The sequence below is a fragment of the Rhizobium sp. AG855 genome (assembly GCF_003610655.1).
GTDB classification, from domain to species: Bacteria; Pseudomonadota; Alphaproteobacteria; order Rhizobiales; family Rhizobiaceae; genus Allorhizobium; species Allorhizobium wuzhouense.
The window spans coordinates 1,735,826-1,756,795 of the sequence record NZ_RAQG01000003.1; the positions used below are offsets into that span (position 1 = coordinate 1,735,826).

Below are 20,970 nucleotides of genomic sequence, written 5' to 3' on the forward strand. Positions count from 1 at the left end.
CAAGGGGACGGCTTTTCCTCACATCAGCAAAGCGTGAAGATTACTCGGCGTCGCCTTCGGCGGCCTTCTTCTTCGGGGCAGCCTTCTTCTTCGGAGCGGCTTCTTCGCCTTCGGCAGCGTCGTCAGCCTTGGCAGCAGCCTTCTTCTTCGAAGCGGCCTTCTTCGGCTTGTCGCCTTCCTCGGCGTCTTCGGCGAGCAGTTCTTCCTTGGTCACGGTCTTGTCGGTAACGGTGACGTCAGCCAACAGCTTGTCGATGACCTTTTCTTCGAAGATCGGGGCGCGCAGCGAAGCGGCGGCACCCGGGGTCTTGCGGAAGAATTCCAGGATTTCCTTTTCCTGGCCCGGGAACTGCTGCAGCTGGGCGAAGAGCGAACGCTGCATTTCCTCGTCGGTCACTTCGATACCGGCCTTTTCGCCGATTTCGGAGAGAACCAGGCCGAGGCGAACGCGGCGCTCGGCGAGCGTGCGGTACTCTTCGCGAGCGGCTTCTTCCGTCGTGTCTTCGTCAGCGAAGGTCTTGCCGGACTGGGCGAGATCGGTGTTGATCTGGCGCCAGATGTTGTCGAACTCGGCATCGATCAGCTTCGAGGGGGCTTCGAACTTGTAGATCGCGTCGAGCTGGTCGAGGATCTGACGCTTGATCTTCTGGCGGGTGACGTTGCCGTACTGGCTTTCGATCTGGCCGCGGACGATTTCCTTCAGCTTCTCAACCGATTCGACGCCAAGCTTGGTGGCGAGGTCATCGTTGATTTCGGTCGCTGCCGGAGCTGCCACTTCCTTGACGGTGATGTCGAAGGTGGCTTCCTTGCCGGCGAGGTTGGCAGCCGGGTATTCAGCCGGGAAGGTCACGGTGATGACCTTTTCGTCGCCAGCCTTCAGGCCAACCAGCTGCTCTTCGAAGCCGGGGATGAAGCGGTTCGAGCCGATGACGAGTTCTGCGTCTTCGTCCTTGCCGCCGTCGAAGGCAACGCCGTCAACCTTGCCGAGGTAATCCATGGTGACGCGGTCGCCGTCGGCGGCCTTGCCCTTCTTGGTTTCGAACGTGCGGGCGCTTTCGGCGATCTTGAGGATCTGCTCGTTGATCTCGTCTTCCGAGATCTCGACCACTTCGCGGGTGACCTTGATGCCGTCAACCGACTTCAGCTCGATCGCCGGAATGATTTCGTAGGAGAGCGTGAATTCCAGGTCGGCCTGGGCGTTCAGGATCTTTTCGGCTTCGGCCTCGTCCTCGGTCATGGCGATTTCCGGCTGGGTCGCCGACTTTTCGCCGCGCTCCGACAGGATCGCGCTCGGGCGGTCGCGGATGATCTCGTTGACGAGTTCAGCCATGATCGACTTGCCGTACATCTTCTTGACGTGGGAAACCGGCACCTTGCCCGGGCGGAAGCCGTTGATCCGGACCTTGTCCTTCACGTCGGCCAGACGCTCGTTCATCTGCTGTTCCATGTCCTTGGCCGGGATCACGACCTTGATTTCGCGCTTCAGCCCTTCAGCGAGCGTTTCGATAACCTGCATGTTCTTACCTTCATGTCGTGGCGGCCGTGCTCGGGCAGCCGGTGGTTTCACTGAGCACGACGCCGGAATTCATTTATCCGGACGTGGCTGCGTCGCAATCAAACATTCTGCCAAGCAAAACGGCGCCGGATGGGTCAGAGCCACATAGTTGCGTCTCTTATCCATCCCGCGCGGCCTAGCTGGTGCGGGTAGAGAGACTTGAACTCCCACGCCTTGCGGCACCAGAACCTAAATCTGGCGTGTCTACCAATTTCACCATACCCGCGTCCAAAAGCGCATGCTGCGTTCGCGCATGGCCCCTCCGGAGCGCGCGTCTCTATAACACCCGTTTTTCTGCACGCAAAGGAAAAATGACAGGGCCGCAAAGCGGACAGGGCCGGCTCCACAGGCATTGCAAGGGGCACATGGCACGCTCAGTAGAGCGGCTCTTCGTAGAGTGGCTGGCCATCGAGCATCAGCGCACGAATCTGCGCCGTGCCCTCGTCAGAGACGCGCACCGCAACGGAGACACGGCCTTCGTTGCGGCCATCCTCGATCGGCCGCCCCTCGCCTTCCGGGACGTAGTAGCTCTCTATGCCGTAGGAAACCAGGAAGGAGCCGTCCTCCGTCCACTGCCAGTCATAGATCTCGACCGGAAGCGATGTGAGGATGACGCTTCCTGCCTTCGCGGGCAAAGCATCGAAGGAGGCCTCCGCCACCGTCCAGAAGCCATCTGCGCCCGGCGCGATGCGTACATTGAGGGGCAGCGAGTTTCCGGCGACGGGCCTGGTCCCCTTGATGACCGAATTGGGGATATTCGAGATATCATAGGACAGAATGACATAGTCGCCGCGCAACAGGTCGCGGGGATCGACCGGGGCCGTCTTTAGCAACACCTCGGTGCCTGAGCGCAGGATCGACGCACGGCCCTCGATCATCGAACCAAGAATGGCCGTCTGCGCGAGTGCGACGAGGACAGCGACCGCAGCGAAGGGTTTTGCAGAAATCATGGCGTCACCTCGGCAGTCCGACGGGAGAAGCGCTTTTCGAGCCGGACGACGACGAAGGCGAGCAGCGCGACGACAAGGCCCGACAGGAGGAAGAAGGCAGAGGTGCCGAGAATGCTGTCGATCGTCTCATAGGAGAGATAAAGCACCTCGGCGGCGAAGGCGGCATAAGCGAGAAAACGCACGGCGCCATTGTCCCGGCCTTCAAGCGCGATTGCCGCAATGGCCAAGCCAAGGATGACGATGCCAAGGATGGCGATCGACATGGCGTCCAGAAGCTGTGCCTGCACAAAGGAGAATGCCGAAAACGCCATGATGAGCGCATAAAAGCTAGCAGACGCGCCGAGCCGCCGGTGAAGGGACGCGAGTGGCGAACGCGGCAAAGTGAGAAGAAAGAAGACGGCACTTGCACACAGGGCGATCGAGAAGGCCCAGGTGATGTCTTCGTCGATAATCGCCACCCACCAGATCCAGGCCAACAGCAGCAGATAGCCAAAGTGCTTGGCCCGGCTTGCGCCCGTCCAATGGGCGAGCGCAAAGATCGCGACGGCACCGAAGGGTGGCCACCAGGCCCAGAGCCCGTGTCCGCCGACCTCCCACCCGAAACTGTCGAAGCCGCCACCGAATGCAACCAGGGAAAGTGCGCCCGCCACAACGGCCAAGGCTCCGGACCGGAAGAGCGCTGCCGATACCGCCGTGACAATGAACCAGAGGAACATCGCCGCGAAGGTATCGCCGGAGAGGTGGTAAAGCTGACCAATGAGGGCGATGGCACCTCCGAAGGTCGCAGCACCGAGAACCAGCGATGCCGCAGCGATCCGGTCAGCGCCATAGGCGCGGGCCGCCAGCGCCGCACCGTGAAAGATCCAGATCAGGCCGAGGATGCCCACCACCCTGGCAAGGCGCGGTATCGCCTCCCAGTTCGCGGCGACCAACATCAAGATCGATGCAGCAATCAGGACGGCCGCGAACATCGAAAGGATGGTGCCGATACTGAAGCGGTTGCCGCGCGAATCAACATCATCGAGTAGACGCCGCGCAGTCTCAGCATCGATCAGACCACGCTTTGTCCAGTCATCCAGATCGTTCTTCAGCCTTCCACGATACATTCCCAGCCGTCCTCTATGCGGTTCGGCCCAATCTGCAATCGCGCGAAGCCAAAGACAAGTCTCCCGCTGGCACCCTTATCGGGTGAATATGCCCCCATGCATCGACCGCATGCCTCTCATGTTAATATTGCACTGCAATAATCGGTATGTGTCACCTATATTTCCATCAACAGAGCGACGTCACGCGTTGCTCGGATCTTCGACCCGCATACTCCTCCTCCCAATGCGGGGTCGATTGATCGGCGACACTCCTCCTCCCAGTCGCTGATCTGCAAAAATGACGCTCACCGGACCTCCTCCCCCGGTGAGCGTTATTTTTTTCGCTGCTGCGTGTCGAAAACGCCCCCACGACCTTCATGCCTCTCCCGGAGCAAAAATTCTGATGATGCAGACGCTCAAAAAAGCGCCAATTAACAAACTGTTAAGGTGCTTGATATGCACGATGCGCATGGGTGCCGTGCCGCATTATGTCTTCAATCGTTTCGCAACGCAGCATATATTGGGTTCAACAAATTCGAAGGGGCCCACGGATGGGTCCAACCACCAAAGAGGTAGATCCCATGAACATCGCTCGCTCGCTCAACAACTGGCGCAAGTATCGTCAGACCATCACCGAACTCGGCCGCATGTCGGACCGCGAACTGCGTGACCTCGGCATCGGCCGCGAAGACATCCGTCGCGTTGCCCGCCACGCCGTCCACGGCTGATCGGACCGACTTCGGTCGGAACAATACACAGAAAAACCCCGGATCTGGCAGCAGATCCGGGGTTTTTCGTTTGGCAAGCAGGGCGCCTCAGTCTTCCTTGACCGAGACGATCACGTCGTGAATCAGTTTCAGCACGGCCGGTGCGTCAATGTCGGTGCAGATCTTCTGACTCGGCAGGTCGCCATCCCATTCGGACGGACCGAATCCCCGACCATCCGGCTTCTGGATCGTCTGGCCATCGGCAATGCCGCCACAGACCACGCGGATCACACCGCTGCGCGTCTTGAACAATTCCGGCGCCACGACATAGACGCAGGCGCAGCTGTCATGCACGACCATGCCGTTGTCAACCAGGCCCTCGTAGAAGTCGATATAGAACTGCGAGAGATCGAAAAGCAGACGCGCGCGGCTGGTGCCGGCGGCATCCCTGATGTCGGCGAGCTGCGAGCGGGTCATCACCGTCTGCATCGTCACGTCAAGTCCGACAACCACAACCGGCCACTTGGCGGTCATCACCACATCGGCGGCTTCGGGATCGCCATGGATATTGGCTTCGGCGGCCGGCGTCACATTGCCGTTGACGTCGAAGGCGCCGCCCATGATGACGATCTCCTTGACGAGATCGACAATCTCGGGAGCCTCCTTCAGCGCGTTGGCGAGATTGGTCATGCGCCCGACGGCGACGATGGTCACCTCGCCCGGATTGGCACGAACCATATCGACGATGAAGCGATGCGCTGGGCGCGGATCGGGATGGACATCCGTTACCTCGGGCACGCCGATATTGCCGAGCCCGTCATCACCGTGAATGAATTTCGGCGGTTCGTGGCTCACGCGGTGGGGAAGAAAGGTCTCCCCCGCCCCCCGGGCAACCGGAGCATCAATTTTCCATTCACGCTTCAAAAACAGCGCATTGCGCGTCGTGATGTCGATTTCGGCATTGCCGAAAACGGTGGTGATGCCGAGGAGGTCGATCTCCGGATGATGATGCAGGAAGAGGAGCGCCATGGCGTCGTCGACGCCCGGATCCGTATCGAAGATGACCTTGTGCATGGAAGGTGTCCTTTTCTTGTTTTTGTTGAGCGGCTCGCGCCGGATCGGCGCGACGATAGCCCTGATGCGTGACGGCGGAAAGACCGGCCGTCAGCCGGCCACTTTCTTCTTTTTCCCGACATTGCGCAGCACATGGCTGAAGTCGGAATTGTAGAGATCGCTGTCGCGGAACTCGACATGGCCGAAGACCTTGCCGACCATGATGAGCGCGGTCCGTGTGATCTTCGCCTTGCGCACTTCTTCCGCCATGTCCTTCAACGTGGTGCGGATGAAGAGCTCATCCGGCCAGGTGGCGCGGTAGGCGATCACGACGGGGCAGTCTTCGCCGTAATAGGGCGTCAGCGTATCGCGGATATGGGTGAGATTGCGAATCGACAGGTGGATTGCGAGCGTCGCCCGAGACTTTCCCAAAATCTCCAGCGTCTCGAATTCAGGCATCGAGGATGCCTTCATCTCGGTGCGGGTGACAATGACCGTCTGGGCGATTTCGGGCAGCGTCAGCTCGGTCTTCAACCGTGCAGCGGTCGCGGCAAAGGCCGGCACGCCGGGGACGACGTCATAGGGAATGCCTTCCGCATCGAGCCGGCGCATCTGTTCGGCGATCGCGCCGTAGATCGAGGGATCACCGGAATGCACGCGCGCCACGTCCTCTCCCCGCGCATGGGCGGCAACCATATCCGCGACGATCTCGTCGAGATGCATCGGAGCGGTATCCTTGACGAGCGCACCCTCCGGCGCTGCCTTGACGATCTCTTCCGGCACCAGCGAACCCGCATAGAGACAGACAGGGCAGCGCTCGATCAGGCGCAGGCCGCGTACGGTGATCAGATCGGGGGCTCCGGGGCCGGCGCCGATGAAATAGACGGTCATGCTTCATTTCCTCTTCAATTTGACGGCAGTCGCGCTGCCCCTCATCCCCCTGCCGGGACCTTCTCCCCGTGAACGGGGAGAAGGGGGCAAGACGCCGGCCGCTCCAGCCTTCTCCCCGCCTGTGGGGAGAAGGTGCCCGAAGGGTGGATGAGGGGCCTCATGCGCCCTGAATTCTCAGTCGCCCTTCATCCCCGTATCCGCCTTCCCGGAGTACCCGCGTGGCGTATAGACCCAGGTCTTGCCGTCACCCGTCTTCACCGTCCGGCTCTCCGACGAACCGACCACCACGACCGTCAGCATGTCGACATCGTCGACATTCAACGCACCGAGCGGCACGGTGCGCACGTTCTCGCCCTCGCGGCCGAGATTGGTCGCAAGGATGACCGGCGTCGAGGCCGGGCGATATTTCAGCAATTCGTCTCGGGCATAAGCGAGCTGCGTACGGCGCTTCATCGAGACGGGATTGTAGAAGGCGATGACAAAATCACCCTCGCCCGCCGCCTTCACCCGACGCTGGATATGCTCCCAGGGGGTCAGAAGATCCGACAGCGAGATGGTGCAGAAATCATGGCCGAGCGGCGCACCGATGCGGGCGGCAGCCGCCTGCAGTGCGGATATGCCCGGCGAGACCTGCACTTCGATGCGGCTCGCGGCATCGGTGATTCCGCCCTTGTCGAAGAGCTCGAAGACGAGCGTCGCCATGGCATAGATGCCGGCGTCACCGGAGCAGACCAGCGCCACGGTCTTTCCCTCGCCCGCAAGTTCCATGGCATGCACGACGCGGGCCTCCTCCTTGCCGAGATCGAAATCGTGGCGCGTCTTGCCGTCGGTCAGGGATCCAAGCAGATCGAGATAAAGCGAATAACCCACGAGATCGGTGGAGGCTGCGACCATGCGCGAGACCTCGGGCGAGCGCCAGCCCTCCGAACCCGGTCCGATCCCGACGACGAAGAGCGTGCCGCGTGCACGGCCGATCGTCTTGGAATCAACGATGTCAGCGGCCCGTGCGATGGCCGCCGTCGCACCCTTCGACTTGATCTTTTCGACGACGAGTTCGCCTTCCGACCCAACTGCGGCAAGGGCGGCACCCTCGGCCACGCCGTGGCAGCCGACTTCGGCAAAGACCACCTCGGACGGGTTCTTCAGACGTGGCGCCTCGGCTTCCAGCGTGGCCGCCGCGAAGAACCGGGCCGGCACGCCGAAATGGGCGGCCACCGCATGGATCGCCGCCTCGTCTGCCTTCAAATCAATCGAGCAGACGGCGGCCAGGCTTTCCCTCGCGAAACCACCCTTGGTCATAGCTTCCTTGGCGAGCGTGATCGCCTCTTCGGGCTTTGCATGCCGCTCGCAGCCCATGCCGAGCACCAGGGTCTTCGGATGATAGACGAGTTCAAGTTCGCCTGCGGTCTTCTGTTGGTCGGTCACGGAGAGCGTCACGCGGGCCTCTTGTTCAAATGGAAGTCTGGATTGGATGAGCCAGTCGGCGACACGCCCTCGCCCCGCCTGAGGGGAGAGGGTTGGGGTCAGGGGCAGGTCTTGCGCGCCGGGCTCAAGCAGCCCCTCATCCGCCCTTCGGGCACCTTCTCCCCGCAAGCGGGGAGACGGAAGGTCGAGCCGCACGCCAGCGCCCGCGACAAGTTCCGCCATGACGGTCTTGGCGTCCTGCGGATTGGCAAGCACACAGCCTTCCGGCGGCTGGTCGAGGGCAACGCCGAATTTCAAGTCGCCCGCCGTGGTGATCGCAGCGCACGCGCCGAGGACGCCGGCAATCTGGCGAGCCAGGTCGTTCGCCCCGTGGTGGCCACCGAGCAAAGGCACCACAGCAGAGCCGTCCTCGGCGACAGCAAGCACTGGCGGTTCCGAGTGTTTGTCGGACAAGAGCGGCGCCAGAAGCCGGATCAGAGCGCCAGAAGCCATCACGGCCACGATGGGCCGACCGGCAGCAAACAGCGCCTGGACATGGTCTTTGGCAGATGCAAAGCGAAAATCTGCCTTTGAGACACGCGAGGCTGCGCCATGCACCTCTCCCCCGATGTGCTCGGCAATGCGGCGGCCCAGTGAAGCGGCGGCCTCACTCAGGATGACGACGGCGGGTTTGCCCGGAGTTGCAGAGAGACCCGTCATCGGCCCTCACTTCCGAGCGTCTTCGCCAGCGCCGGATGCCAGCGCTCCTCGCCCTTGTAGATCAGGATCATGGAGAAGTAGGGGGCGGTATCCTCTGCCACATCGGCTAGCGGTGTGAGCTTCTGTTCGGCAAGGCTGACCCGCTCTGCATATCCGGCCTGCGCGGTCAGTCCGAGACTTTCGATCAGCGCGCGGATACGGGCGAAGTGCCGCCCAAGCTTGATGATGGCAACAGCGCCGGAGGCCTCGATGCGCGCTGCGAGTTCGTCATCCGGCAGCGGGCCAGGCAGAACGGTCAACACGTCGTTGCGCGCCGCAAGCGGTCTCCCCAGACCCGCAGCCGCCGCCATCATCGAGGAGACCCCCGGGACCACTTCGGTCGGATAACGATCGGCAAGCCGCTCAAAGAGATACATGAACGAACCGTAGAAAAAGGGGTCTCCTTCACAGAGGACCGCCACATCCGATCCCGCATCAAGGTGACGTGAAAGCACCTCGGCTGCCTGGGTGTATATGTCCTGGGCCGGAAACCGCTCAACCCGCATCGGCACGACAATCGGCACTTCAAGCTGCGCGGTGGTCAGGTACGGGGCCGCGATCTGGCGTGCAAAACTCGGACCGGTATCGGGCGCCGGATAGGCAATGACGGGGCATTGCGTCAGGATGCGATGCGCCTTCAACGTCAGCAATTCCGGATCGCCGGGACCGAGGCCGAGGCCGTAGAGCTTGCCGGTCATTCAGCCTCTCCCTTCACTGCCGTCCACATCGTGACCGGCATCAGCGACTTCCAGCCGCAATAGCGGCCCACCGGGGCGGCGCGCGCCACCTGAATGCGGACCAATTCGCCGCCATGCAGCCCGCGCAGATGCGCCAATCGGGCCTCCCCTTCGATGGTCACGGCATTGGCGACCAGCAGGCCACCTGGACCGAGTGCCGACCAGCAGGCCTCGAACAGGCCCTCACCGCTGATACCGCCGCCGATGAAGATGACGTCGGGACGCCTGAGGCCGGCCAAGGCCGCAGGCGCCGTCCCCTCGATGATTTCCAGGTCCGGCACGCCGAGGATCTCCGCATTGTCCCGGATCATGGCCAGTCGCTCGGGCTTGGCCTCGATCGCGATGGCCTTTGTCCCCATGCCTGTGCGCATCCATTCGATGGCAACAGAGCCGCAACCGGCGCCAACGTCCCAAAGAAGCGCATTCGGAAAGGGCGCGAGTTGCGCGAGAGTCGCGGCGCGGATCTCCCGCTTGGTGAGTTGTCCGTCATGGCGGAAGGCTTCGTCCGGCAGGCCCGGTACCGGCGCCAGCAGAGGTCCGTCTTGTGCGCAGTCGATGGCGAGCGTGTTGAAGTCCGACATGGCAGGGCAGGTCCCGGCCATGTCCAGCGCCGTCATGCGCAGGATGCGCTCGCGTTGGCTCCCCATGTGCTCCAGCACATGCAGGACCGACGCACCAAATCCGCGTTCGGCCAGCAGCACCGACGCGGCCTGCACGGTCGAGGCATCAGATGTCAGTGCCAGAATGCGGGCACGTGGCAGAACATGGCGATTGAGGAAGGTCAGCGGTCGGCCATGAAGCGAGATCTGCGTTACCGATTGCAGCGGCCAGCCGAGCCGCGCGGCGGCGAGCGAAAAGGCCGACGGACTCGGCAGCACGATCATTTCTTCGGCGGCGACGTAACGCCTCAGCGTCGCGCCGATGCCGAAGTGCATGGGGTCTCCGGTCGCCAGCACCGTCACCGGCGTACCGCGCAACTTCAGAATTTCCGCCAGCGTCTCGCGAAAACCGGCGCCCCAGGTGAGGATGCGCTTCAGATCGGGAAGGCTGGAACCGTCAATGACCGCATCCAACCTCTCGCCGATGACGAGTGTTTCCGCCTGCCAGACGACAGCCTGCGCCTCGGGTGTGAGGCTTTCCAACCCGTTGTCGCCGATGCCGATGATGGTAAGCCAAGGGCCGTGCGCATGATCAGACATTGGTGCCGAGCCCTCCTGCCAGCGCATTCACCGCTGCCGACGCTATCGCCGAGCCGCCTCGCCGACCGCGCACGGCGATATAGGGAATGCCCCTGGAATTGGCGATCAGTTCGTCCTTGCTTTCGGCGGCGCCGACGAAACCGACCGGGAAACCGAGAATGAGCGCCGGCTTTGGAGCGCCTGAATCAATCCGCTCGAGCAGGCGAAAAAGCGCCGTCGGCGCGTTGCCGATCGCCACCACGGCGCCTTCGAGATGTTTATCCCAGAGATCGACCTGGGCCGCTGATCGTGTATTGCCGATCTCCTCGGCCTTCGGGCGGACCCGTTCGTCATTCAAGAGGCAGAGGATCTCGTTTTCGGCAGGCAGCAGACGACGGATGATGCCGTGGCGAACCATCTCGACATCGACGAGAACTGGCCCGCCCTTCTGAAGCGCAGCAGCGCCGGCGTCAAAGGCACCGTCTGACCAGCGTATATCGTCAGCAAGATCGACCATGCCACAGGCATGGATGAGGCGGATGACAAGCGGTTGAAGGACGGGCGGGAAGCGCTGAAGTTCCGCCTCCGCACGGATCGTTGCGAAGGATTGCCGGTAGATTTCAGCGGGGTCGCGGATGTAGTCGAGGGGTGCGGTCATCCAGCCATCCCCCGCGCAAGCTCCCGATGTCCGATGCCGAGCACCCACCCCTCGTCAGAGATTGCCGTTGCCACCTCCTCGTCGCTGAGCATCTGCGGACGAGCGAGCAGCGCTGCAAGCCGACCGTCCCCGTCGAACTGCCCGAATGCTTCGGCGACCGTCCGCACCTGAGCCTGATCCTTGACCACATCGTCGCCATACAGCGTGAACAAAGACGGATAGATCTCGGCAAAGACAACCGGCTTTCCGAAAGACGTGGCAAAGCCGGTTTCGAACGGCCAGACCGAGACGCGGTCCCCATGACCGCTCTCGTCGAGAAAGCGTGACAGCCGGGCAATTCCGAGCAGGGTCTGGCTGCCCACGGACCCGTTATAGGCCAATTGCCAAACTGCTTTTGCCCCCTTGGCAAAACGCTCCGACAGACGGAGGCACAACGGCGCAGAGGTTGGGGCCGCAGGCCGTCTGGGAAACAGCGCCGGATAGGCATGCTGGTGCGGATGCCCCCAGAAGCGCGGCGTTTCGGCAAAATAACGGGCATTCCAGCGGGACGCCAGATCGAAGCGGTTGTTGCGGTTATCAGGCGCATCCTCAATTTCATCCGCGATCTTGCGCCAGAGGGCCCGCCAATCCGCCCTGCCCGTCAGCCGCTCGGCGGTGCCGGCCGGATAGCCAAATGCGAAATCGAAACCGCAGAGAAGGCGTTTGCCTTGTGCCAATGTACAGCCCACGACCGCGTCGAGGCGCTCCATGAAAGAATGCCGGGTGGGGAAATTCGCAATCCAGTCGATCACAGTCTGATCGTCCTCACGCCGGGCGAGACACGCCCAGAGCGAGTTCTTGCCCGTCACCGGTTGCCCGGCGCCCGACCAGTCGACGATCAGATAGCGATCGAACAGCGGCATTACTTCTTCTTCTGCATCGATTTCGGCCCAAGCGGATGGTCAGCATGGGGGTAAGGCGCATGGTGATGGTCGTGGCCGTGCGCATGGTCGTGACCATGACTGTGGCCGTGGTGGTGGTTGTGATCATGGGAGTGCCCATGATCATGATGATCGTGCAGGTGGTCGTGCCGGTGGTCGTGATCGTGGTGACCGCAGCCGCAGTTCGGGCCGTGCTCATGATGCGCCGGCCTGCCGGACGACGGTGCGTCCATCACGGCCTGCAGATCGGCATCCGGTGTCTTGTCCTTGAGGGCAGCATATTTGCCGCCGAGCGAGAAGGACGGCGCGTAGTCGAACGAGGTCTCGACCGGCACCGGCTCAAGGCTTGCCGGTTCGGCATGGCTGTGCACCGGCGTCCACGGCAGACCATGCTCGCGACAGAAATCAGGATCGCGACAGGAGGCGTCACAGTCGCCCTTGCACGGACAGTTCTCCAGCCCACCGCCAATGCCCTCGACATGGTGGTGGTGGCTCTCCTGCGGCTGGCCGACGTCCGCCTCGAAGCCGAGCACCTGCTCGCGATATTTGCACATCTGGCAGTTCATCACCGCCGCCCCCTCAAGGATCTCCTTGACCCGATCCTGGAAAGCATCGAGCACCAGCGGGTGGTCGTTGAGATAGCTCGCCTTGACGAACTGGATGTCGGGGTAACGCTCCGCCACCTCGTCGGTATAGCTGTAAATGCGCTTCACCAGCACGCCGGTGAAGAGGAAGTAAGGGAAGACGATGATGCGCTTGTAGCCGAGCTTGGCGGCATGGGTCAGGCCCGGTTCGACCAGCGGGAAGGTCACGCCCGAGTAGCACGTCTCACCCCAGCCGAAGCCCATGCCTTCCCAGAGCATGCGCATGACCTTGGTGGCGTTGGAATTGGCGTCCGGATCCGACGAGCCGCGACCGACGACCATCAACAGCGTGTCGTGCTTCTCGACGAAACCGAGCGTCTCGTTCGCCTCGTCAAGGGCGGTCTGGATCCGGTCGCCGGCAGCACGGATCATCTTCACGTCGATGCCGAGTTCGCGACCGTAGTTGATCACCATGCCCGGGTTCTGGGCCTGATAGGTGTTGAGGACCGAAGGAATGTCGTTCTTCGCGTGTCCTGCAGCAAAGAGCATGCCGGGGACCGCCAGCACGCGGGTCACACCCTGCTCGCGCAGGCTATCGAGACCAGCCGAAATCACCGGGTTGCAGAATTCGAGGTAGCCGTATTCCACGGGCATGTCGGGGTTGCGGGCGCGCAGCGCCTCCGCGATCACGGCGAATTCCTTTGCCGCGTTCTGATTGCGGCTGCCGTGGCCGCAAACCATGATTCCGAGTTTTTCTGCCATCACTAAAGGCCTCCCTGCTTCGTTTTTTGTACCTGTACGAAGCGCCGAACCGTCCGCCTCCTGAGGCGTGGTCCATGGCCTTTGGGACAGCTCCGGAATTGGCCCCCTGATTGGGTCAGCCGCACCGGACTATTTCCAGCCTGTCGAACAGGCGCCGTCGCACATTACCTTGAGCTTTAACGGAGGGCGGCAAAGCGGTCAAACCGGATTGCGGCGCTTTATGTGACGGAAACGCCCTTCCACAGAATCTCCCTTGAGCGACCTCTCCGAAACAGGAGCGCGGTTGCGTCGCCGAGGCGATTGGTCCACAACAACGCACCTTCCCTGCCCGCGTGCAAAACCTCATCCGAGTCTCTCTGTGGTCGATCTCGCTTTTCAAGCCCTGCTGCTGCTGTTCATTGCCGCCTTTATCGCCGGCTTCATCGATTCGATCGCCGGCGGCGGCGGATTGATCACCATTCCCGCCATGCTGATCGCGGGCATTCCGCCGCTGGAGACACTGGGGACCAACAAGCTGCAGTCGATGTTCGGTGCCGGGTCTGCCACCATCGCCTATGCGCGGAAGGGCCATGTGGACCTGAAAAAGCAGCTGCCGATGGCTGTCATGGCCGTCCTCGGAGGTGCCATCGGCGCGCTGATCGCAACCGTGGTACCTGGAGATGTGCTGCGGGTGCTCATGCCTTTCCTGCTCGTTGCCATCGCGCTCTATTTTGCGCTGAAGCCGAACATTTCCGACGAAGACCGCCATCAGCGCTTGACGCCGTTTGTCTTCGGCGTGACGCTTGTACCGCTGATCGGCCTCTATGATGGTGTCTTCGGCCCCGGCACCGGATCGTTTTTCATGCTCGCCTTCGTCTCGCTTGCCGGTTTCGGCCTGCTGAAGGCCACGGCGCATACGAAGCTTTTGAACCTCGGCTCCAATCTCGGGGCATTTATGGTGTTCCTCGCCAGTGGCGTGATCCTGTGGAAAGTCGGCCTCCTGATGGGCGCCGGCCAGTTCCTCGGCGCTCAGACCGGATCGCGGTTTGCCATGCGCCAGGGTGCGAAGATCATCAAGCCGCTTCTGGTCGTCACCTGCGTGGCCCTCGCCATCAAGCTCTTGGCCGACCCGACCAACCCGATCCGGGTGTGGATCGGGATCTGATTATCAGTACTCCACCCCGATCTGGGCCTTAATTCCCGAGCGGAACGGATGCTTCACCAGTTCCATCTCGGTGACGAGATCGGCAAGCTCGATCAGCTCGTCCTTGGCATTGCGTCCGGTCAAGACGACATGGGTCATGTCAGGCTTTTCGGTCGCCAGGAACTCCAGTACCTCGCCAAGATCGATGTAGTCGTAACGGATCGCGATATTGATCTCGTCGAGAAGAACCATGGAATTGGCTGGATCGCGGATCAACTCCTTGGCCTTCTCCCAGGCCGCCTGCGCCATCGCGATATCGCGCGCCTTGTCCTGCGTTTCCCAGGTGAAGCCCTCGCCCATGGTGTGGAATTCGCAGAGATCTGAAAAATGCCTGAGGATCAGGTCACGCTCGCCGGTCGACATGGCGCCCTTGATGAACTGAACGACGGCGCATTTCTTGCCGTGCGCGATGTGGCGGAAGATCATGCCGAAGGCAGCCGACGACTTGCCCTTGCCCTTGCCTGTGTGAACGATGATCAGGCCCTTCTCGCCGGTTTTCGTCGCCATGATCTTGTCACGCGCGGCCTTCTTCTTCGCCATCTTCTCGGCGTGGCGAGCAAGATCCGCCTCGGGGCTGTGGGTCGTTTCCTCGGTCATTCTTTACTCCCGGAACTGTTGAATTGTTTGGCAAACCAGATGCGCTGCGGCGCATCCCCGACTTTCGGCAGCCGGCCGATCTCCTGGTAGCCCTCACGCACATAAAATCTGGGCGCCTGAAACTCGAATGTATCGAGATAGATGCCGACCAGCCCCTCGTCGCGCGCGATCGCCTCCGCCTTGCGAAGGAGGAGCGAACCGATCCCGCTTCCTCGTGCCTCGGGCGAGACTGCGAGAAGCTTGACGAAAAACCAGCGCTGGAGATGGGCGCCGACCAGTCCACCCAGCAAGTTCCCATCGGAATCGCGGACCCGAAGGTGCACCCTCAGACCTTCGAAGGGTCGCCCCAGGGCCGCAGCTGCGTCATCGAGGATGGCATCGACCGCGTCGGGCAGCGCAGGGTCGCCGCCGTCAATGCGCTCGATCTCAAACGCGACCGTCATACGCCACCCTCACTTTTCGGCAGTGCGTCATCCACATGCAACCAGTCGACGCGCTCGTCCCAATGCCAATGCTCGCGGATGGGGACGGATAAGCCCGCATCGAGGCTCGCCACGTAGAGGTCGATATCACCGGGGCGCCTTTCGGTTTCAAACGACATGGGGGCGCCGCAGGTTGCGCAAAAGCCGCGCTTGACGCCCGGCGAAGACGCATAAAAGCGCAGGCTCTCACCGGTCAGCTTGGCCCCCTCCCGAGGCATCGTGAAAAACGTGGTGATCGGCGAAGAGGTCGCACGCCGGCAGCTTTCGCAGTGGCAATGGCCGGAGGCCGTAACCAGGCCTCTCGCCGTGAACCGCACGCCGCCACACAGGCAGTGGCCGCTCAAAGCCTGAGGTTCTCCGGTTTGCATGTCAGGCATGTTGCTCTCCCTGCGTCATCTCCACGAGGGTGAACTTGGCCGAATTGCTCTTCGGCGTCCACAGACCGCGCTCGATCGCTTCGATCAAACGTTCGGCGAGCTCCTTCTGGGCGGGGGCATTCTTCTCGGCCATGAAGTCGCGGACGCGCTCATCGAGAACAAATGCCTGGTAGACGGCTTCAAAATGGTGATCGCGGACGGCGCCCGTCGTTGCGGCAAAGGCGAACATGTAGTCAACAGTAGCCGTGATCTCGAAAGCGCCCTTGTAGCCGTGGCGCATGACGCCCTCGATCCATTTGGGATTGACGACACGGGCGCGCACGACACGGCCGATCTCTTCCTCGAGACTGCGGATGACGGGCTTTTCCGGCCGCGAGTGGTCGTTGTGATAGACCTTGGGCCTTACACCCGCGACGTGTTCGATCGCCGCCGTCATGCCGCCCTCGAACTGGTAGTAGTCGTCGCTGTCGAGAAGGTCGTGTTCCCGATTGTCCTGGTTCTGCACCACGGCCTGGACCGAGCGCAGCCGTTCTTCGAACAACCCGCGTTCCGCCTTGCCCTCTTCGCCAGCGCCATAGGCATAGCCGCCCCAGACGAGATAGCTTTCGGCGAGATCGGCGCGGTCGGTCCAGCCCTTCTCATCGATCAGGGCCTGCAGGCCCGCGCCATAGGCGCCGGGCTTGGAACCGAAGACGCGGTAGCCGGCACGGCGGGAGGCCTGCTTGTCGTCCAGCCCTTCGCCTTTAAATTTCTCTGTTTCCGCCCGCACGCGCGCCGCAATCGGGTTATCACCCTCATCTTCATCGAGCGCTGACACAGCCCGCACCGCCTTGTCGAACAGCGCGATCTGCTCCGGAAACGCGTCGCGGAAGAAGCCGGAGATGCGCAGGGTGACATCGACACGCGGCCGCCCGAGGATCGCCATCGGGATTACCTCGAAGCCGGTGACGCGCCGCGAGGCCATGTCCCAGAGCGGCTTGACGCCGATCAACGCCAAGGCTTGAGCGATATCGTCGCCGCCGGTGCGCATGTTCGACGTGCCCCAGGCGGTGATGCCGAAGGAGGTGGGCCATTCGCCATGATCCTGCACATAACGCTGGATCAGCAATTCGGCGGATTTCTTGCCGAGTTCGTAAGCCGCCGGTGTCGGTACGGAGCGGCTGTCGACGGAGTAGAAGTTTCGGCCGGTCGGCAGCACGTCTGGCCGCCCACGGGTCGGAGCGCCGGAGGGACCGGGGGGCACGAACTGGCCGGCGAGCCCTTTCAGCAGGCCCTCGATTTCGGCGGGGCCGGAAGACACGACGGCGGGTTTGAGGCGCGTTTCGATCTCGGCGATAACAGCACGGGTGCGCGGCCAGTCCTCCGGGCAGGCGATCTCGCCGGCAACCAGTTTACCGGCGAGGAGTTCGATGCGCTCGACAGTGTCGCCATGGGTGCGCCAGGGGGCGTCGGTGACATCGGATAGGACAGCGGGTTGCGGGCCTGACCACGGATCGGACATGACGCAGTCGAGGGGGTCGAACATATGCCCCTCATCCGCCCTTCGGGCACCTTCTCCCCGCAGGCGGGGAGAAGGGGGCACGCCGCCGGCCACGATCCCGTTCTCCCCCACAAGGGGGGAGAGCAAATCAAGATCCCTCGCAATTGCGCGCTGCAGGCTTGCATCTCCACCCTCGCCCTGGCCCCTCGGCACCCGCGCCAGCGCAACGACAAGATCCGTCAGCAATCGTCCCTGAGGAGCAAGCCCGAAGATGTGCAGCCCGTCGCGGATCTGCATTTCCTTGAGGTCGCAGAGATAGGCGTCCAGCTTTTCGAGCGCCTGATCTTCCGCCTCATCCTTGGCAATCCCCGCATCCTGGTCGAGGCCTATATCGGCGATCAGTTCCAGGATCTGCTTCTTCAAGAGAACGAGCCGGCGCGGGTCACCGCCTGCGGCTTCGTAATACTCGTCGACCAGCGCCTCCAGGTCCTTCAGCGGGCCATAGCTCTCGGCCCGCGTCAAAGGCGGCGTCAGGTGGTCGATGATCACGGCGGAGCTGCGGCGCTTCGCCTGCGTGCCCTCGCCGGGATCGTTGACGATGAAGGGATAGAGATGCGGGAGCGGTCCGAAAACGGCTTCGGGGAAACAGGTTTCCGAAAGCGCCAGCGCCTTGCCCGGCAGCCATTCGAGATTGCCGTGTTTGCCCATGTGGATGATGGCCTGCGCTTCGAATTCCCGCCGCAGGAAGGCGTAGAAGGCGAAATAGCCATGCGGCGGCACGAGATCCGGCGAGTGGTAGGTTTCCTTGGGATCGATGTTGTAGCCGCGGGCCGGCTGGATGCCGATCATGAGCTTGCCGAAGCGCATCAGCGGGAGCGCAAAGGCACCATCGAGATGGAAGGGATCGGTTTCCGGCGCACCCCAGCGCGCGGCCACGCGTTCCTGAACTTCTTTGGGAAGACCTTCAAGGAAGGATTTGTAATCGCTTAGTGAAAGCTGTTCACGGATCTCCCGCCCATCGTTTGCCGCATTGGTCGGTCCCGCCATCAGCGCTAGCATCAGCGCATCGCCGTCGACGGGCAGATCGCTGACATCGTAACCGGCATCGCGCATGGCGCGCATCACTTCGATCGTTCCGGCAGGCGTATCGAGACCAACGCCATTGCCAAGTCGTCCGTCGCGGTTCGGATAGTTCGCCATGACCAATGCCACGCGCCGCTTTGCCGGCTCGGTCGCGCGAAGCCTCGCCCAATTTGCGGCGAGTTCGGCGACGAAACGCATGCGACCGACATCCGGCTCGTGACTGACAAGATTGGCCTCGACCCGCTCGTCGAACCGCGCCTTCGATTTGAACGAGACGGCGCGGGTCAGCACCCGGCCATCGACCTCCGGCAGGGCGACGCTCATGGCGAGGTCGCGGGCACTCAGGCCTTGGGTCGAGGCCTCCCAGGTGGCGCGCGGCGAGGACGAGAAGATCGCCTGCAGGACCACTGCTCCGGTCTCGTCGAGCACCGTCGACGGCTTTTCCGCGCCAGGTGTCGAGACGGCGAAGCCTGTTGTGTTGATCACCACGGATGGCGGGAAGCGGGTGAAGATGGCGCGCAGCGTGTCGACCGAGACCTGGTCCTTGAGGCTCGACACGAAGACCGGCAGCGGGATGAGGCCCTTGGCCTGCAAGGCTTCGACCATGGCTTCGACGGGTGCCGTTTCGCCGCTCTGGACAAGGGCGCGGTAGAAGCAGAGCGGGGCAACATTCCCTCTCCCCGCCTGCGGGGAGAGGGTCAGGGTGAGGGGCTGCTCTTGCTCGGTACTTTGCCCCTCATCCGCCCTTCGGGCACCTTCTCCCCGTGAACGGGGAGAAGGAGGCACGCCGCCGGCCGCAAAGCCACTCTCCCCCCTTGTGGGGGAGATGGCCGGCAGGCCAGAGGGGGGTGCCGAAAACGCCAGCCTCTCCCATTCCTCAACCCCGATCACGCCCCTGCCCGGCCACCAGATTCCGGCTTTCAGCAGCGGACGCGCAGGTTCCGGTCGGTCGGTGCCATCGAGAATAGCCTCGGCATAGGCGACAAAAGCCGAGGCATTCCCCGCACCGCCTTCGGTCAGATAGGTCCACAGCGCGCTGCGGTCCTCGTCTGAGCTGTTCTGAAACGGCGAAAGCCCCTCATCCGGCTTGTCGTCACCGGGCAGCACGATGATCACAGCACCGCTGCGGCGGCCTGAGGCATGCAGCGCCTCCAGCGCATAGTGGAAGTAGCTAGCTCCTCCCAGCGCCCTGACCACGATCAGCCGCGCATGGCGCGCCGTGCGTTCGATGTAGGTATCGACCGACATAGGATGCTTGAGTGTCATCAGACTGGCAAGCCGCCAGCGCAGCGCGTCTCCGCCCCTCGCCTCCACGGCCGCCGCAATCGCCGCAAGCTCCGTGTCGGCCGCCGAGAGGAAGAGAATATCCCCCGGCGTCTGGCCGAGATCAATCGCCTCGTCGCCGTCGCTGATCGATCCCTTCTGGGCGAGAAGCAGATGCATGGATCAGCCGGCCGCCGCCTGGACGTCCTCGACGATAGAACCGAAGTCCCATTCATGCAGACCGATGACGACAATGCGCGTCTCGCGCTTCTCGCCGCTCGCCCAGGGGCGATCGAAATAGGTATCAATGCGGGTACCGACGGCCTGGATGACGAGGCGCATCGGCTTGCCGGGAACGTCGATGAAGCCCTTGAGGCGCAGGATGTCGTGCTTTTCGATGACAGGCTTCAGGCGGTCGATGAATTCGGAAGCGTCCTTGATCGCGCCGAGCTTCAAAACGAAGCTTTCGAACTCGTCGTGGTCATGATGATGGTCGTGGTCTTCGCCGGAGGCATGCAGCGCCTCGTGCTCCAGCTCGTGATGCGACTTGCGGTTTTCGATGTCATCTTCGGTGCTGGCGCCGATGCCGAGCAGAACCAGCGAGGGCACTTCGCCGTTCTTTGCCTCGATCATCGAGGGCTTGCGGCTGGTGCGGCCGGTCACCTCGGCGCGCACGGCGGCAATGCCGGCAGCGTCGAGCAGGTCGGTCTTGTTGAGGACGATCAGGTCAGCGCAGGTGAGCTGATCCTCGAAGAGTTCCTCAATCGGGCTTTCATGGTCGACACTGTCGTCCTCCGCCCGCTGGGCGGCGACCGCGTCATGGTCGTCGGCAAATCGGCCGGCAGCAACGGCAGCACTGTCGACAACGGTCACGACACCGTCGACCGTCACGCGGGTGCGGATATCCGGCCAATTGAAGGCGGCGACCAGCGGCTGTGGCAGCGCCAAGCCCGAGGTCTCGATGACGATGTGGTCGGGCTTCACGTCACGGTCGAGCAGCTTCTGCATGGTCGGCACGAAATCGTCGGCAACGGTGCAGCAGATACAGCCATTGGTGAGCTCGATGATGTCGTCCTCGGTGCAGTTGTCGGCGCCGCAGCCCTTCAACACGTCGCCATCGACGCCGAGATCGCCGAATTCGTTGATGATCAGCGCGATCTTCTTGCCGCCGGCATTCATCAGCATGTTGCGGATGATGGTGGTCTTGCCCGCGCCGAGGAAACCGGTGATCACGGTGGCGGGGATCTTTTGCTGCAACATGG

Annotated in this window: 18 protein-coding genes and 1 tRNA gene; 2 read left to right on the forward strand and 17 right to left on the reverse strand. The window is 62.6% G+C overall.

Annotated features, from left to right (window positions below; translation table 11 throughout):
- Positions 1-40 precede the first annotated feature (40 nt).
- From tig to DFO46_RS08480, 4 genes are all read right to left on the reverse strand, one after another.
- Positions 41-1,516, reverse strand: a complete 1,476-nt coding sequence (gene tig, locus DFO46_RS08465; RefSeq protein WP_110793115.1) for a trigger factor — start codon at positions 1,514-1,516, stop codon at positions 41-43.
- A 180-nt stretch (positions 1,517-1,696) separates the two neighbouring features.
- Positions 1,697-1,781, reverse strand: a tRNA-Leu gene (locus tag DFO46_RS08470).
- Positions 1,782-1,929: 148 nt separating this feature from the next.
- A complete protein-coding gene (locus DFO46_RS08475) occupies positions 1,930-2,505 on the reverse strand; it encodes a GDYXXLXY domain-containing protein (protein WP_110793116.1) in 576 nt (191 codons plus the stop codon).
- Positions 2,502-3,611, reverse strand: a complete 1,110-nt coding sequence (locus DFO46_RS08480) for a DUF2157 domain-containing protein (RefSeq protein ID WP_110793117.1) — start codon at positions 3,609-3,611, stop codon at positions 2,502-2,504. Before DFO46_RS08480 ends, DFO46_RS08475 begins: the two co-directional genes overlap by 4 nt.
- Positions 3,612-4,171: 560 nt before the next feature.
- On the opposite strand from DFO46_RS08480, the gene DFO46_RS08485 reads away from it, so the two are divergent.
- Complete coding sequence (locus DFO46_RS08485) at positions 4,172-4,318, forward strand: DUF1127 domain-containing protein (RefSeq protein ID WP_110793118.1); 147 nt, start codon at positions 4,172-4,174, stop codon at positions 4,316-4,318.
- 87 nt (positions 4,319-4,405) lie between these two features.
- On the opposite strand, the gene DFO46_RS08490 is transcribed toward DFO46_RS08485, so the two are convergent.
- The 8 genes from DFO46_RS08490 to DFO46_RS08525 form a co-directional block, all read right to left on the reverse strand.
- A complete protein-coding gene (locus tag DFO46_RS08490) occupies positions 4,406-5,371 on the reverse strand; it encodes a nucleoside hydrolase (RefSeq protein ID WP_120276999.1) in 966 nt (321 codons plus the stop codon).
- A 90-nt stretch (positions 5,372-5,461) separates the two neighbouring features.
- The gene (gene cobM, locus DFO46_RS08495) at positions 5,462-6,241 is read right to left on the reverse strand and encodes a precorrin-4 C(11)-methyltransferase (RefSeq protein WP_120277000.1); all 780 of its coding nucleotides are present in this window, start codon (positions 6,239-6,241) and stop codon (positions 5,462-5,464) included.
- 174 nt (positions 6,242-6,415) lie between these two features.
- Positions 6,416-8,365 (reverse strand): precorrin-3B C(17)-methyltransferase, encoded by a 1,950-nt coding sequence (cobJ, locus tag DFO46_RS08500; protein WP_120277001.1) that lies wholly within the window; start codon positions 8,363-8,365, stop codon positions 6,416-6,418.
- Positions 8,362-9,102: a precorrin-2 C(20)-methyltransferase gene (cobI, locus tag DFO46_RS08505; RefSeq protein ID WP_120277002.1), complete on the reverse strand. Its 741-nt coding sequence runs from the start codon at positions 9,100-9,102 to the stop codon at positions 8,362-8,364. Before cobI ends, cobJ begins: the two co-directional genes overlap by 4 nt.
- Positions 9,099-10,340 carry a precorrin-6y C5,15-methyltransferase (decarboxylating) subunit CbiE gene (cbiE, locus tag DFO46_RS08510; RefSeq protein WP_110793123.1) on the reverse strand — a complete coding sequence of 414 codons (1,242 nt, stop codon included), beginning with the start codon at positions 10,338-10,340 and terminating at the stop codon, positions 9,099-9,101. The genes cobI and cbiE overlap by 4 nt, the downstream gene beginning before the upstream one ends.
- Positions 10,333-10,977 (reverse strand): precorrin-8X methylmutase, encoded by a 645-nt coding sequence (locus tag DFO46_RS08515; protein ID WP_120277003.1) that lies wholly within the window; start codon positions 10,975-10,977, stop codon positions 10,333-10,335. Before DFO46_RS08515 ends, cbiE begins: the two co-directional genes overlap by 8 nt.
- Positions 10,974-11,879, reverse strand: coding sequence for a cobalamin biosynthesis protein CbiG (locus tag DFO46_RS08520; RefSeq protein ID WP_120277004.1), 906 nt, complete (start codon positions 11,877-11,879; stop codon positions 10,974-10,976). The genes DFO46_RS08515 and DFO46_RS08520 overlap by 4 nt, the downstream gene beginning before the upstream one ends.
- Entirely contained in the window at positions 11,879-13,243 is a 1,365-nt protein-coding gene (locus DFO46_RS08525; protein ID WP_120277005.1) for a sirohydrochlorin chelatase, read from the reverse strand. The genes DFO46_RS08520 and DFO46_RS08525 overlap by 1 nt, the downstream gene beginning before the upstream one ends.
- A gap of 358 nt (positions 13,244-13,601) precedes the next feature.
- Here DFO46_RS08525 and DFO46_RS08530 point away from each other — a divergent pair, with 358 nt between their 5' ends.
- Positions 13,602-14,387, forward strand: coding sequence for a TSUP family transporter (locus DFO46_RS08530; RefSeq protein ID WP_110793127.1), 786 nt, complete (start codon positions 13,602-13,604; stop codon positions 14,385-14,387).
- Positions 14,388-14,390: 3 nt separating this feature from the next.
- Here the strand turns inward: DFO46_RS08530 and cobO are convergent, their stop codons facing one another.
- Genes cobO through cobW form a run of 5 tightly spaced genes read right to left on the reverse strand, consistent with a single transcriptional unit; the run spans position 14,391 to position 20,968 of the window.
- On the reverse strand, positions 14,391-15,023 hold the full coding sequence (cobO, locus tag DFO46_RS08535; RefSeq protein ID WP_120277006.1) for a cob(I)yrinic acid a,c-diamide adenosyltransferase: 633 nt from the start codon (positions 15,021-15,023) through the stop codon (positions 14,391-14,393).
- The gene (locus DFO46_RS08540; protein WP_120277007.1) at positions 15,020-15,466 is read right to left on the reverse strand and encodes a GNAT family N-acetyltransferase; all 447 of its coding nucleotides are present in this window, start codon (positions 15,464-15,466) and stop codon (positions 15,020-15,022) included. Before DFO46_RS08540 ends, cobO begins: the two co-directional genes overlap by 4 nt.
- A complete protein-coding gene (locus tag DFO46_RS08545) occupies positions 15,463-15,882 on the reverse strand; it encodes a GFA family protein (protein ID WP_120277008.1) in 420 nt (139 codons plus the stop codon). Before DFO46_RS08545 ends, DFO46_RS08540 begins: the two co-directional genes overlap by 4 nt.
- Positions 15,875-19,888: a cobaltochelatase subunit CobN gene (cobN, locus tag DFO46_RS08550; protein ID WP_120277009.1), complete on the reverse strand. Its 4,014-nt coding sequence runs from the start codon at positions 19,886-19,888 to the stop codon at positions 15,875-15,877. The genes DFO46_RS08545 and cobN overlap by 8 nt, the downstream gene beginning before the upstream one ends.
- 3 nt (positions 19,889-19,891) lie before the next feature.
- Positions 19,892-20,968 carry a cobalamin biosynthesis protein CobW gene (gene cobW / locus DFO46_RS08555; RefSeq protein WP_120277010.1) on the reverse strand — a complete coding sequence of 359 codons (1,077 nt, stop codon included), beginning with the start codon at positions 20,966-20,968 and terminating at the stop codon, positions 19,892-19,894.
- Between the last annotated feature and the right edge of the window lie 2 nt (positions 20,969-20,970).